Source organism: Anaerococcus lactolyticus S7-1-13 (assembly GCF_000758765.1).
Lineage (GTDB): Bacteria > Bacillota > Clostridia > Tissierellales > Peptoniphilaceae > Anaerococcus > Anaerococcus lactolyticus.
In genome coordinates, this window is record NZ_JRMW01000032.1 from 41,619 (window position 1) to 55,979 (window position 14,361).

The 14,361-nt window shown below is 34.1% G+C and carries 13 protein-coding genes; 1 reads left to right on the plus strand and 12 read right to left on the minus strand.

Translation table 11 applies throughout. The annotated features are described in order from the left end of the window. Positions 1-22: 22 nt before the first annotated feature. From HMPREF1630_RS04515 to hflX, 11 genes are all read right to left on the minus strand, one after another. On the minus strand, positions 23-814 hold the full coding sequence (locus tag HMPREF1630_RS04515; RefSeq protein ID WP_037327479.1) for a cell division protein FtsQ/DivIB: 792 nt from the start codon (positions 812-814) through the stop codon (positions 23-25). Then, the gene (gene murG, locus HMPREF1630_RS04520) at positions 815-1,894 is read right to left on the minus strand and encodes an undecaprenyldiphospho-muramoylpentapeptide beta-N-acetylglucosaminyltransferase (protein ID WP_037327482.1); all 1,080 of its coding nucleotides are present in this window, start codon (positions 1,892-1,894) and stop codon (positions 815-817) included. Further along, the gene (gene murD, locus HMPREF1630_RS04525; protein WP_037327484.1) at positions 1,885-3,207 is read right to left on the minus strand and encodes a UDP-N-acetylmuramoyl-L-alanine--D-glutamate ligase; all 1,323 of its coding nucleotides are present in this window, start codon (positions 3,205-3,207) and stop codon (positions 1,885-1,887) included. The genes murG and murD overlap by 10 nt, the downstream gene beginning before the upstream one ends. Continuing rightward, complete coding sequence (mraY, locus tag HMPREF1630_RS04530) at positions 3,204-4,154, minus strand: phospho-N-acetylmuramoyl-pentapeptide-transferase (RefSeq protein ID WP_037327486.1); 951 nt, start codon at positions 4,152-4,154, stop codon at positions 3,204-3,206. Before mraY ends, murD begins: the two co-directional genes overlap by 4 nt. A gap of 18 nt (positions 4,155-4,172) precedes the next feature. Further along, entirely contained in the window at positions 4,173-4,547 is a 375-nt protein-coding gene (locus HMPREF1630_RS04535) for a hypothetical protein (protein WP_004828783.1), read from the minus strand. 1 nt (position 4,548) lies between these two features. After that, positions 4,549-5,469, minus strand: coding sequence for a 16S rRNA (cytosine(1402)-N(4))-methyltransferase RsmH (rsmH, locus tag HMPREF1630_RS04540; RefSeq protein ID WP_037327489.1), 921 nt, complete (start codon positions 5,467-5,469; stop codon positions 4,549-4,551). Between the two features lies 1 nt (position 5,470). Then, positions 5,471-5,884, minus strand: coding sequence for a division/cell wall cluster transcriptional repressor MraZ (gene mraZ, locus HMPREF1630_RS04545; RefSeq protein WP_004828781.1), 414 nt, complete (start codon positions 5,882-5,884; stop codon positions 5,471-5,473). Between the two features lie 108 nt (positions 5,885-5,992). Then, positions 5,993-6,793: a prolipoprotein diacylglyceryl transferase gene (lgt, locus tag HMPREF1630_RS04550; protein ID WP_004828780.1), complete on the minus strand. Its 801-nt coding sequence runs from the start codon at positions 6,791-6,793 to the stop codon at positions 5,993-5,995. Between the two features lies 1 nt (position 6,794). Continuing rightward, positions 6,795-7,526: a YebC/PmpR family DNA-binding transcriptional regulator gene (locus HMPREF1630_RS04555; protein ID WP_004828779.1), complete on the minus strand. Its 732-nt coding sequence runs from the start codon at positions 7,524-7,526 to the stop codon at positions 6,795-6,797. Positions 7,527-7,528: 2 nt separating this feature from the next. Next, the gene (locus HMPREF1630_RS04560) at positions 7,529-8,173 is read right to left on the minus strand and encodes a YigZ family protein (RefSeq protein WP_037327491.1); all 645 of its coding nucleotides are present in this window, start codon (positions 8,171-8,173) and stop codon (positions 7,529-7,531) included. Then, positions 8,151-9,386: a GTPase HflX gene (gene hflX / locus HMPREF1630_RS04565; RefSeq protein WP_037327494.1), complete on the minus strand. Its 1,236-nt coding sequence runs from the start codon at positions 9,384-9,386 to the stop codon at positions 8,151-8,153. Before hflX ends, HMPREF1630_RS04560 begins: the two co-directional genes overlap by 23 nt. Positions 9,387-9,502: 116 nt before the next feature. Here hflX and HMPREF1630_RS04570 point away from each other — a divergent pair, with 116 nt between their 5' ends. Then, entirely contained in the window at positions 9,503-12,430 is a 2,928-nt protein-coding gene (locus HMPREF1630_RS04570; RefSeq protein WP_037327496.1) for a transglycosylase domain-containing protein, read from the plus strand. A 271-nt stretch (positions 12,431-12,701) separates the two neighbouring features. Here the strand turns inward: HMPREF1630_RS04570 and HMPREF1630_RS04575 are convergent, their stop codons facing one another. Continuing rightward, complete coding sequence (locus tag HMPREF1630_RS04575) at positions 12,702-14,261, minus strand: IS1182 family transposase (protein ID WP_037325895.1); 1,560 nt, start codon at positions 14,259-14,261, stop codon at positions 12,702-12,704. Between the last annotated feature and the right edge of the window lie 100 nt (positions 14,262-14,361).

The window sequence follows — 14,361 nt, forward strand, 5'->3', positions numbered from 1 at the left end:
AAGATTTTTTACTAAAAGACTTTTATTTAACAACCACAAGAGGATTGTCTCCGTTGTTTAAGTTAATGCTTACTGCATCTAGTCCCTTGTTTCTAATGTCTTGTAAGACTTTTTCTAGCAATTTAATTTTATAAGAAATATTATTTAAATCGCCAAACTTAACCTCAATATCTTGTATCATTATACCAATATCAAGCTTATTTTCCAAATTTAATTGGCTTATGTTGCCTATAAGAGAAGATGCCTGTAATTCGTTTATAAATTCCAATATAGCTTTTGAAGATGTAAAGCTCTTTCCTATCGTTGTCTCAAGTCCAGTTACCTTTATATTAATAAACTTTGCATCTTTACTAAAAGGCTTTTTATCAGTTATAATCCCATTATTAGTAATCAAGATTTCCTTGCCATATTTTTTAACTGCAAACATCGGAAAATCTTCTTCTATCTTCACTGATAAAATTTTAGGAAACACCTTCCTTACCTTAGCACCCTTCACATATTCAAGACTTTCTATATCCTTTTCGTATTTAGTTGGATTATATAATAAAATATTTTTTCCAAGAGGCGACTTCAATTTTTTTATAATCTCAGTATCCTCTGTCACCCTATTACCATTTATATAAATGTCTTGAATTTTCATAAACGGATGAGTGAAAACATTATAAAAAATCCCTAAGAAAAAAGCCAAAACCAACAGAAAAACAAAAAGCTTCGAACCAGTTTCTTCTTCCTTATTGTGTCTTTTGGCTATATATTTTTTACTAAATACTCTAGATCCTTTTTTTATTAACCTATCGTCATTTTTATTATTCATCTATATTAGCTCTTCAATCTGCTGGTAAATCTTATCTAAGGCATTATTATCAGCAAGTTCGCAAGCTTTCTCCCCCATACTTTTAATTTTTTCCTCATCTTTTATTATACTCATTATCTGTGTCTTTAGGTAGGCACCAGTCAAATCTTTTTCCAAAATCATTTGACTTGCACCATGATCAACATAGGTACGAGCGTTATACTCTTGATGGTTTTCAGTAGTGTAGGCCTTTGGTATTAAAATTGAAGGCTTGCCAACTGATGAAATTTCTGCAAGACTCATAGCCCCACTTGAAGCTATAACTAGGTCTGAAACAGCATAAAAAAGATCAATGTTATCAATGTATTTAAATGCCTTGATGTATTTAGATGTATGACATTTGTCTAAAAAGTCATCGAAATACCTTGATCCTGTTTGGTGAAGGAGATAAAATTCTCCATTTAAATCCTTACTCATCTCTATTACTGCTTTATTTAAAGCAAAAGACCCATTTGACCCACCAAAGGAAAATACAACCGGTATATTCTTATCAATTCCAAGTTTGTTTAAATCATCGTCAGTATATGACAAAGAAAAATTATTCCTAACAGGGTTACCTGTTACTACAATATTTGCTTGGTTTTTAAAATGCTTAGCAGCTTCTTTGTATGAAATCAAAACCTTATCTACTTTCCCAGACAAAAACTTAGATGCCATTCCCGGATAAGAATTAGATTCATGGACAATAGAAGGTATTTTTGCCTTACTTGCTTGGTATAAAATCGGTGCACAAACATAGCCACCTGTGCCTATTACAAGATCTGGTTTAAATTCCTTAATTATGCTTTTAGCTTCCCTAAAACCTTTTATATTTTTAACAATGGCCTTAAATAATTTTTTATTTATTTTTCTAGGAAGGCCCATAGCGTCAATAGCTTTAAATTCGTAGCCGTTTTTTGTTGCAATTTTTTCTTCTGGGCCACCCTTGATACCTACATAAATTATTTCAGCATCAGGATTTTCTTCCCTAATTTTTTGGCCAATAGCAATGGCTGGATAAATATGACCACCTGTGCCGCCACCTGATAAAATTACTCGCATTTTTCTTCCAATCTATTTACAAGGTCCTTAAACTCATCTCCCCTAACTTCGAAGGACTTATACATATCCCAAGAAGCACTAGCAGGAGAAAGTAAAACTACATCGCCATTTTCGCCCTTAGAATAGGCAGTATTTATGGCTTCATTCATATCTTTTACTAAAATATATTTTATATCATATTTTTCACACAAGGCTTTTAATTTTTCCTTAGTAGCTCCCATTATAACCATAAGCTTGCCATTTTTCCTAAAGGTCTTCACAAAATCTGTGTAATCAATATGCTTATCATAGCCACCTGCTATAATAAGTATAGGTCTATCAAAGCTTTCAATCGCCTTTACAGAGCTATCTACATTGGTTCCCTTAGAATCATTATAAAAATCAATTCCAGAAAGAGTCCTCACGTACTCAAGCCTGTGAGCAATCGACTTAAAAGTCTTTATAGCCTTTATAATTTCTGATAAATTCAAGCCATACAAATAAGTAAGGAGAATAGCTGCCATAACATTTTCATAATTGTGGCGACCTATAACAGATAAGTCCCTAACATCGAGAATTTCTTCAATTACACAGCCACCGTTCCTAAGACAAATTTTATTGCCTTCAAGAAAAAGTCCCCTGTCAACTATATTTTGACTTGAAAACTCATAAATTTGAGCTTTAAAATCCTTAATATGTTTTTGACTTATTTCATCTTCGTGGTTTATAACCAGATAATCTCCTTGATCTTGGTTTGCTGCAAGCTTTAACTTGCTATTGATATAATCATCAAAGGAGCCATGCCAATCTATGTGATCTTCTTTGATGTTTAAAATGGCTCCTATATGAGGTTTATATGCCTGTGTATCGTGGAGTTGGAATGAAGAAAGTTCTTCTACAAAAACACCTTTTTTCTCATACATCTGCCACAATACTCCCTCGCCAATATTTCCAACAGCGTAAGCAGGCTTGCCACACTCATTTAAAATATGGGCAACCATAGAAGTTGTTGATGTCTTTCCATTTGTGCCAGTAATAGCAATTTTTTCCCTATCTGGAAATAATCTTTGACTTACTTCTATATCTGAAATTATTTCATTATCTTTTTCTAGAATTTGTACAATATAATCTGTTGGCTTAATGCCAGGAGACTTTAAAACAAAGTCATATTTTCCAAATTTTCCATCAGAAATAGGGCTATACTTATAGCCCTCAAGTTCATCAATATTCTTTTTATTTTTATCATAGGTGTAAACCTCATAGCCTAGCTTATCCAAAGCTTTGACTGAAGATATACCTGTTACACCGAGTCCATAAACTAAAACTTTTTTCATAGTATTGCCACCAAACTTATTAGACATAGGATTGTGGATAAAACCATAAATCCTACTACAATTTTTTGCTCCTTATAACCTTTTAATTCGAAATGATGATGGATAGGAGTCATAAGAAATACTCTTTTCTTATTCCTATACCTATATGAAATTACCTGAATAATTACAGATAAGGTCTCCATCACATAAACTCCACCAAATATCACAAGATATATTGGTATTTTTAGGTTAATGGCAAGGGCTACTACAGCTCCACCAATCGCCATTGATCCAGTATCTCCCATAAATACGCTGGCCGGATTAGAATTGTAAATTAAAAATCCAAGTATCGCACCTAGCATAATCACAGAAAATAATTGATTTGTACCTGTCTTTGCTATTATAGCAAGACTTACAAAAACTGGAATAGATACGCTAACCAATAGTCCGTCAAGACCATCAGTTAAGTTTGTAGCGTTTGTTGTTCCTACGATTATAAAAATCATTATAGGAAGACCAAGCACTGAGACTGGTAGGTAATAATCCGTAAAAGGTATTAAAAGTCTAGTTATAGAGTCTTTGTCATTAAAGTAAGCAAGGATTGTAATGACCCCTGCTAAAATAAATTGTAAAACTAATTTTTGTCTTGGGTTCAGCCCCTCTGACTGGTGGAGGACAAGTTTTCTAAAGTCATCAATAAAACCAATCGCTCCAAATCCAACCATAGACACTATTAAAATTAAAGTTTCTAAGTTTCTTGGTAGCATAAGCACACTCATCACTAAGGCAACTATAATAAATATCACCCCACCCATGGTAGGCGTGCCTTCTTTTGCCATATGACTTTGTGGTCCTACTTTTCTAATATTCTGTCCGATTTTTTTCCTTTTAAGTATGGGAATTATGACTTTCCCAAGTCCCATACTCAAAAAAATGCCAATTATTGTTATTAAATAAATGTTATCCATAATAAATCCTAACGGCAGTTAATTATTATTTTTCTTATAAACCATTCCTAAATCTTCGATAGCATATCTTTGAATACTGTTAAGATCAATAGCTTCATCAAGATTATTTTGCAACCTATCTCTTTGAAGTTCATAGCTTACAATTTCTGCCTGTAGTCTATTATACTCAAATCTGTCATTTGACAAGTTAATTCTTTTAATAATTAAGAAAGTTGCCATAGTAGCAATAAAAGCAAAAGCAATAAAAGAAATAGCATATTTTACATTCCTATCCCTTTTCCTAGTTTTTTCAATCTGGTTAGCCCTAGTTAATTTTGGTCTTTCTTTAACTTTAAGTCTAACACGATTCCTATTTTTATTTTTTACTAGTCTTTTTTCAAAACGCTCAGCCATATCATATCCTTTGACATACTCTTAATTTCGCAGGTTTAGACCTGGAATTTTCCCTTAATTCATCAGCCTTTGCAGTAATAGGCTTTTTGGTAATAATTTTTACCTTAGCCACATGGTTACATACACATACTGGAATTTCTGGTGGACATATACATCCTGTCGCCAGGTCCTTAAATTTATTTTTAACTATCCTATCTTCTAAAGAATGGAAAGTAATTATAGCTAATCTGCCATCTTTATCAATAAAATCTATTATTGTGTCGATTGCTTTTGTTAGGACGTCAAGCTCCCTATTTACTTCAATACGAAGAGCTTGAAATACTCTTTTTTCAGGATGGACTTCCGTAAATCTCGCAGATTTCATAACAATATTTCGGAGTTTGAAAGTGGTATTAATTCTTTCGTTTGCGCGAGCTTTTACAATATTTTTTGCTATAGCCTTGGAGAATCTTTCTTCCCCATAATCAAAAAATATCCTTGTGAGCTCATCCTGAGAGTATTCATTGACAATTTTTTCCGCTGTTAACTCATTTTGCCTATTCATTCTCATATCGAGAGGTCCATCATGGATATATGAAAAACCACGTTCTGGATTATCTATTTGATATGAGCTGACGCCTATGTCCATTAGAGCACCATCAATTTTATTAAAACCAGCTTCAGTTAGAACCTTGCCTATGTTTTCAAAGTTAGTGTTAAAAAAAACCTTGTTGTCATAGTCCTTAAGATTTTCTGATGCAGCTTCAATGGCAGCTTTGTCTTGGTCTATGCCTATTAATAATCCCTTGGCAGAAAGTTTTTCTAATATCAACTTAGAATGTCCTCCCTTACCCAAGGTTAGGTCTGCATAAATGCCGTCAGGTTTAATATTTAAATTTTCTATACATTCCCTATAGAGAACAGGTGTATGTTCAAATTTCATATTATTCATCCATAATGTCGGATAAATTCACCTCGACTTCATTAATGTAATCATCCCAAATTTTCTTATCCCATATTTCTATAGTGGTATTATTGCCTATTAATATGGCTTCATCTGAGATACCGGCATAGTCCTTTAACGATTTGTTAATCAAAATCCTGCCTTGTTTATCAAGGGCGACTTTGACAGTGGATGAGAAAAATAGTCTTTTTATAGCACGATTTTTCTTATTTTCATAAACAAGTTGGTCAAGAGCCTCTGATCTTTTTTGAAATTCATCTTCGGTATAGACTACCAAGGATTTTTCCGGTCCCTTTGTAAGATAAAAATATCCTTCAAGATCTTCCCTAAAGTCGCTAGGTATCATAATTCTGTTTTTATTATCCAATTTATGAACATATTCACCTAGGAACATTCTCTACCACCTTTTACCACATTCTTCCACTTCATCTTTATTTTATCCTATTTATTAAAAAAAAGCAAACAAAAAGACCAGTTTTTAAAACTGGTCAGATTCTTTATATCATTTAAATCTTATAATTCTGTCTTCTTTCTGCTTTTTATTTTCTTTATAAAAATATGGTGGGAGATTTTTTTGCTTAGCAAAAATTAATAAAGCTATGCCCACTATTATAAATACTATCGAAACTAGTTGGGCTGTTCTTAAACCAAATACATAAAGTGAATCAGTTCTTAAACCTTCCACAAAAAATCTCACTATACCGTAGGCTAAAAAATACATCCCTGCTTGAAAACCCTTGGCAGGATTTTTCTTCCTATAAAAATATAAGAATAAAAATATCAAAAAGTCGCCAAGAGATTCGTAAAAAAATGTTGGGTGGACCTTAACTCCATCTATAATTATCCCCCATGGAAGATCTGTTGGATAGCCATGAGCTTCAGCATTGGTAAAATTTCCCCAACGGCCAACAGCCTGGGCAAATACAAGAGATGGGGCTAGAATATCAGTAAGGTCTATCATAGGTATATCCCTAACCTTGCTAAAAATATACAAGGCAATTAGACCAAAAATAATTCCACCTTGGATGGCAAGTCCTCCACCCCTGATGTCAATTATCTCTTTTGGATGGGCTCCATAATAGTCCCATTCAAAAATGACATACCAAAGTCTCGCACCGATTACTCCTATTGGCAAGATGGTAAAGAGGATATCATCGACTATATCTGCCTTAAATCCTCTTCTTTCAAATTCTTTTTTTGCAAAAATACTTGAAATCAATATCCCACTTACAATAATTATCCCATACCAATAGACATCTAGGCCAAAGATTGAAAAGGCAACCCTATCAATATTAAATTCCATCCTATTCCTCGCTTGGGCTAGCCCAGTTGTAATAAACCTCTTGGATATCGTCGTTGTCTTCAAGGGCATCTATTAATTTGAAAAGTTTTTCGTGGTGAGAAGGATCTACTTCGATATCATTTGCTAGGTAAGAAACGTTAGCTTTTTCTATTTTATATCCCATTTCTCTAAGCTTTTCTACAGTATCATTAAAGTCATTTACTTCTGTAAGGACTTGAAAATATCCTTCTTCAATGTCATCTACATCACTTGCACCTGCTTCTAGGGCATCCATCATAAATTCATCAAAGTCCTTGCCTTCACCATTTACAACAATTTCTCCCTTTTTCTCAAAGAGGAACATTACAGATCCGTCTGTACCAAGATTTCCGCCAAACTTATCGAATATATGCCTTACATCTGGTGCAGTCCTATTTTTATTATCTGTTAAGCAGTCAACTATAAAGGCAACTCCACCTGGACCATAACCTTCATAGATTATCCTCTCGAAATTATCTCCACCTGCTTCGCCGCTCGCTTTTTTAATGGCTCTATCTATATTATCGTTTGGCATATTATCTGCTTTAGCCATTTCTATTGCAGTCTTAAGGCTTGCATTGTACTCAGGATCAAGTCCACCTTCCCTAGCAGCTACTGTTATATTCCTAGCATGCTTAGTGAAAATTTTTCCTTTTTTGGCATCTTCACTACCTTTTTTATTCTTAATCTTACTCCACTTATTATGTCCAGACATTATTAACTCCTCACTTCATAGAGCATAAGCTCTTCTTTTTTATTTATTTTGATATTCGCGCTTGTCATATTTATTAGGTCTTCAGAAAACTTATTATACCTATCAGTCCTCACATAAAGTTCGATTTTCACTTCATCGGTGTAGAACTTATCAATCACTTGGTATTTTCCTTCATTCAAATAATTTTCGATTTGACCTAGGATATTATAAGACAAAATTAATTCTACTCTCAAATAGTCTCTCTTGTAAAGGGCATTTGGTCCAACTGTATCAGCAACCCCCTTGGTATAGGCACGAATTAATCCACCCTTGCCAAGAAGTTTTCCTCCAAAATACCTTGTTACAACCACCGCCACATTTGTGACTTCCTCTTTTTCAAGGACAGATAACATAGGAAGTCCTGCCGAACCTTGGGGCTCACCATCATCATTATATCTTTTTATAACTGGTGTTTGGTTGATAATATAGGCTGTGCAATTGTGGGTTGCATCTTTGTATTTTTCTCTAACTTCATCAATAAAACTAAGAGCTTCTTCTTCGATTTCAACGTGCTTGGCAGTTGTGATAAATACTGACTTTTCTACTTCAAATTCAGAAACTACCGTTCCTTTTATTGTCTTATAGTCATTTGTTGATATAGGATTCATACTTGCCATAGTCTCCCTTATTTATCTCAAGCTTAATTATAGTACCAGTATTATCATAATCTGTTTTTATGATATCGTAATTGGTCATAAAATAATCTAAGACCTTGCCATCAGAAAAAGGAATGTGCATGGTTACTTCTCTATATTCTTCTTTAATGACTTTTACTATTTCATTTTTTAAATTATGAAGGTCCTCGTCATTTTTAGCAGAAATAAATATTCTCTCGTACTCCCTTTTGTATAAGCTTGTTGCAGTCGCATCTTCTACCTTATCCATTTTATTGAAAACATAAATTATTTGCTTACCATCCAATTCAATTTCATCTAAGGACTTATCAATTGTTGCAAGTTGTCCGTCAATATTGTGACTAGCATCAATTACGATAAGAAGCATATCAGCAAACTTAATCTCTTCTAAGGTTGTCAAAAAAGAATCATTTAATTCCTTGGAGAGGTTGTCTATAAAACCTACTGTATCAGTTAGGGTAACCTTAGTGTTTGAAAAATCTAGGCGTCTTGTTGATGTATCAAGTGTTGCAAAGAGAAGGTCATCAGAATAAACATATTTTTCTGACCCAAAAAGTCTCATCATACCATTTAAAATTGTAGACTTGCCTGCATTTGTATAGCCAACCAAGGAAATATTAAAAATATTATCTCTTGATTTCCTATTTATACGCTTAGTTTTTTCTATATCCTTAAGGGCTTTCTCTAAGGACCTAATATCCCTTTCAATAGCTCTCCTATCGGTCTCAAGCATGGTCTCACCCGGACCCCTAGTACCAATACCACCTGCCTGACGTGACAAATAAGCGAACCACTTATTAATCCTTGGTAGTTGGTATTTTAGTTGGGCGAGTTTTATCTTAAGCCTCGCCTCCTTAGTGTGAGCCCTTTGAGCAAAAATATCTAAAATTAAAGATGTCCAGTCAACAACTTTAAGTTTTAACTCTTCCTCTAGGTTGTATAATTGACTGGCCGATAGTTCTACATCAAATATTATTGTTTTTACTTCTAATTTATCTGCCAAATCCCTAATTTCTTCAAGCTTACCCTTGCCAATATAAAATCTCGGATTGACCTTATTTACAACTTGACTTACAAAGGCAACTGACTTGCCTCCTGCAGTATTAATCAGGGATTCTAATTCATATATTTTTATTTCTTCGTCATCATCCTTCGCAAGGACGTTGACTTGTATTACTTCTTGCATAAAAATCCTTTCTAAGATATTATACTTTTATCTAAAATTTAATAAAGGATGGAACTTATTGATTAAAAATGATAAAATAGAAGTAAGTATAAAAATTAGAATTAAACGGAGGCCACATGACTAAAAAAATATCCTCTATCATAATAAAAATCTTGCTTATAGTAATACTTTTTTTAGGATCAATTATGATAGTTTTTGCAGGCATAACAGGAGGAGCTATCCTTGAAGTTATGAAGACTGCACCAAAAATAGATGCAGATGCAATTAAATACGAAATGAGTCAAAACTCGACTGTCGTTGATGAAGATGGCAATGAGGTTGATGCAATTGCAACTAGTCAGTTTAGGGAAATAGTACCCTATGACCAAATACCAGATAATTTGAAAAATGCCTTTGTAGCTGTAGAAGACGAAAGATTTTATGACCACAAGGGTATAGACGTAATTTCTATAATCGGCTCTATGTTTGAAAACCTAAGAGCAGGTGGCATTGTAAGGGGTGGATCAACCATTACCCAACAGCTTGCAAGAAATACCTACCTTACAAATGATCAAACCTATCAAAGAAAAATAAAGGAAATCTACCTCGCTCTTGAAATTGAGGACCACCTTTCAAAAGAGGAAATCCTAGGTGCCTACCTTAACAGAGTCTTTATGGGACAAAATTCCTACGGAGTCCAAGCGGCAGCCAATACTTATTTTAACAAGGACGTTAAAGACTTAAACCTTGCCCAATGCGCAGCCCTTGCAGGTATTGTCCAATCTCCATCTGAATATTCTCTTTATAAGTCAATTAAAACTAGTGAAATAACTGACGAAAAAGTTTTAGGAGAATTTTCCATAGATGGCACAAAGTATTCGGCAGTTTTTAACGAAGCGCCTCTTAAAAGGGAATCTTATGTCCTTGATAAGATGTACGAGCTCGGCTATATAGGTAAAGCTGAAATGGAAGAAGCCAAGAGCTTTAATATTGCTAAATCAATAGAACCAGCAGAAAGAGCCAATACAGAAATCACTTCTTATTTCAATTCCCTTCTTGAAAAACAAGTAGTAGCCAAACTTATGGAAACACAAGATATGAGCGAAAACCAAGCCTGGGATAGGCTCTACTATGGAGGACTTAAGATAACAACCACCCTAGACCAGCGAATGCAAAAGAATCTTGAAGATATCTATGCAAACTTTTCATCCTACCTTATGGGCAATACTTCTGGTTGGAACACTCCTCCCCTTCTTAATATGAAATATGATAAATGGGGAAACATTGTAAATTCTTCAGGCAAATTACTCTACTATGCTAAGAGCAATTTCCTTAATGAAAATAATGACATTAGATTATCAGCTGAAGATGCCCACAAAGATGATCAGGGAAATATAGTCCTTACATCTAAGAAGGCCTTCCTTGATCAGACCAAACTCGTTTTTAGAAACTACTATTCTCTAGATGATGAAAATAGGAACCTAAGAACTCACAGGTCAGGTTTTGTTGACCTCGGGTCAAATAAAAATATCTATCTAGACAAGGAAGATAATATTGTAATAGCCAAACAATACTTAGATGAAAATGAAAAATTCATAAAGTCTTACGATGACGGAACTTTTTCAATCAGCAAAGACTATTATGATATGGACCTAGAAGGTGTCATCCAACCCCAATCATCCAGCGTTATTATCGACCAAAAGACTGGTCATATAAAGGCAATAATGGGTGGTCGTGATCAAAAAGGACAAAGAATTTTAGACAGGGCCTCATCCGTACCTCGCCAACCAGGTTCATCTATGAAACCTCTTGCAACTTATACACCTGCTTTGGACAATGGTTTTAACCTTGCAACAGGAATTGACGATGTACCATTTATGATGGATGAAAATAATAAGCCATGGCCAAACAACGTTTATGGCTACTACATGGGCGTTAAGCCTCTTAGAGAAGCTCTCAAATTATCTATAAATACAATCGCTGTTAGGACCCTTGACAAGGTTGGCATTGATACATCCTTAAAATATCTTAAAAACTTTGGCATAATCAAAGAAGACGGCAAAGATAATTTTGTAACTAGCGAGGAAAATAAAAATACTAACGACGAAAACCTCGCAGCTATGGGACTTGGAGCCATGACAAATGGAATGACAGCCCTAGATATGACAGGAGCCTACGCCGCCCTTGCTAACGGTGGTAAATATATAGAACCACTTACATTTTCAAAAATAGTTGACTCAACAGGCAAGGTCTTATTTGAAGATAAGGATAAGATTACCCACGATGTAACAAGCCCAGAGACAGCTTACCAAATCACATCTGCCCTTCAAGATGCCGGTAAGTTTTATGGAAATATCTTCCTAAATGGAACTGACTTTGCTACTAAGACAGGTACTACAGACGACTACAACGACTTCTGGTGCCTAGGCTACACCCCATACTACACAGTTGGTATATGGATGGGCTGTGATGATCAAAACATATCACTTACAGGTTCCTCTGCTGAAAGAGCTGCCCTTATGTGGAATGTAATCAACAACAAAATCCTAGAAGGTCGTGAGGCTTTAAAATTTGAACAACCAAAAGGAATTGTGTCCATGAAAGTTGATACCATGAGTGGTATGCTTCCAACCGAAATCTCCTACGCTGACCCAAGAGGTACAGTCAGGACAGAAATATTCGGACCAAAGAATAAACCAACAGAACAAGACGATGTTCACGAATGGGCAACAGTCGACTCTAGAAACAACCTCCTAGTAAGTGATAAGACCCCAGAAGAGTTTGTAACAACCAGATCCTTCATCAATCCAAAGAGCAACTACAATCCAGCAAACTTTGGCAATATCATCCCAAGAGATTGGCAACACAGAGTTCCAAAGACCTATTCAGACCTTGGTGAAGAAGAGGATGAAGAGGATGATGAAGAAAAAGATAAGGAAAAAGACAAAGACAAAGACAAAGATAAGGACAAGGATAAAAAAGACAAAGATAAGTCTGATAAGCCAGATGCTCAAAGTCAAGAACCAAAAGCAGAAGGAGAAAAACCAGAAAATCCTGAACCATAAACCAAAAGGGACTGCACAAGCAGCCCCTTTTATATTACAAATTTTTCATTATTTCATTTAATCCTACCATAACTCTTTAATATTTTTTAAATTTGCAATTTAAAGGTGATGTTGCAGAATAGTTAAAACTATTCTGCTCATCACTTTTTTCTTGGATATTTGTATCAAGCTATTTAATTATATAGAAATTTTAAAGGTAAAGATAAATTTTTCCACAATTTTCCTAAAAATAGGCTCAAGTAATAGAGCTCCTCATTTTAACATTTTTTTCTTAGGCAGCTTTGTATTTTATGATTTCTAAGTTCCTATTTTTAATTTTTGAAGCTAATTTATTTAAGTTTAGTGCCATTGATAGAAGGCATATTTCACTTATTATATTTGCTTTTCCTCTGTGATGAAATCTATTGTAGTTTAAGCCTGACTTTATTTTAGAAAAAGCTCCTTCAGCTTGGATTGATCTATTTAATCTTTCTTCTATTCCTTGGTCAGATTTTATATTTTCTAAGGATTCTTTTCTGTATTTTTGGAATGTTTCTGCTATGTAGATTCCTTTGGTTTTTTGGCCACCTTTGTTCCGGTCAAAGCATCTGTAGACTTTACTTATACTTACATAACCACTTTTCTTTTTATCGTACTTGTCTTTACATCTAACAAAGATTTTTCCTTCTGGTGATATGTATTTGTCTTGAATGTCATCATAGACTAAGCTTTCCCTAAATTCTTGCTCTTTTTTATATTTTCTTGTTTTGGATTGTTCGTAGTTTGATGGTTTTATGTAGGATTTTAGATTGTTTTCTTCTAAGTATACATAGTTTTCTTCACTTTCATACCCTGCGTCTGCTACTATCCTATCTAAACTATTTGGATATTTTTCTATTAGTTTTTTTAAGAATGGTTTTAGGGTATACATATCATTTGGGTGATGAGATACATTTTCTCCTATGATGAAGCCTGAGGCACTTGCTAGTTGAATATTGTAGGCTGGTTTTAACTGACCATTTCTCATGTGGTCTTCTTTCATTCTCATGAATGTTGCATCATGGTCTGTTTTTGAGTAGGAGTTTCTGTAATCTCCCATTATTTCTAAATGCTCTTGATAAGTTTCTAGCTTGGTTTTCCAATCTTTTAGCTGTTCATAGTTTCGTTGAAGTTGATGTTTTCTTTTGCCCTGCCCATATACGAAGTTTATTTTCTTTTCTGTACATTCTTTACTTACTTGATTAAAGGCTATTTTTACTACTTCTAGTACTTGAGATGGACTTAAGTCTTTATTTAAATCAAAGTGTTTTATTATTTTTACTCTTAATTTTTCTTGCCATTTTTCTATGCTTCCTCGCCATACAAAGCTGTATCTATTGGCATAGGCTTCTATTTTTGTTCCATCTATGTAGATGCTTGATAGGTCTATTTGTTTTTCTTCTATTAGTATTTGGACCATTTGATTTAATAGATTAGGAGCTAGTTTTACTATTTTCTGTCTAAATCTATTTATTGTGGAGTGATCTGGTGGAGTTTGTCCATCTAGGAGATATTTTATTCTTAGATCATATTTGCATGATTTTTCTATTTCCCTTGATGAGAATATTCCTTCTGAATAGCAGAATACTATTATTTGAAGCATGGTTACTGGATTTACAGTAGGTTTTCTTCCAAATGATGAGTAGACTTTATTTAGTTCTGTTAGTTCTATCCTTTCAATTATATTTTTTACAAGCCTTAGTTTTATATCATCTTGGACGTATATTTCTGTGTTAAAGTTTAATTTTAATTGAATTGTATCATTAACTAGTGTAAAATTGGTTAGTGATGATGTATTACTATTTTGTTTCATAAATACATTGTATCAGAAAAAGACGAGGATGTTTAGTTTCCTCGTCTTTTTTCTATGTTGGGACTTATGCAACAGCCCCTTTTTGTGGAGTAATTTTGTA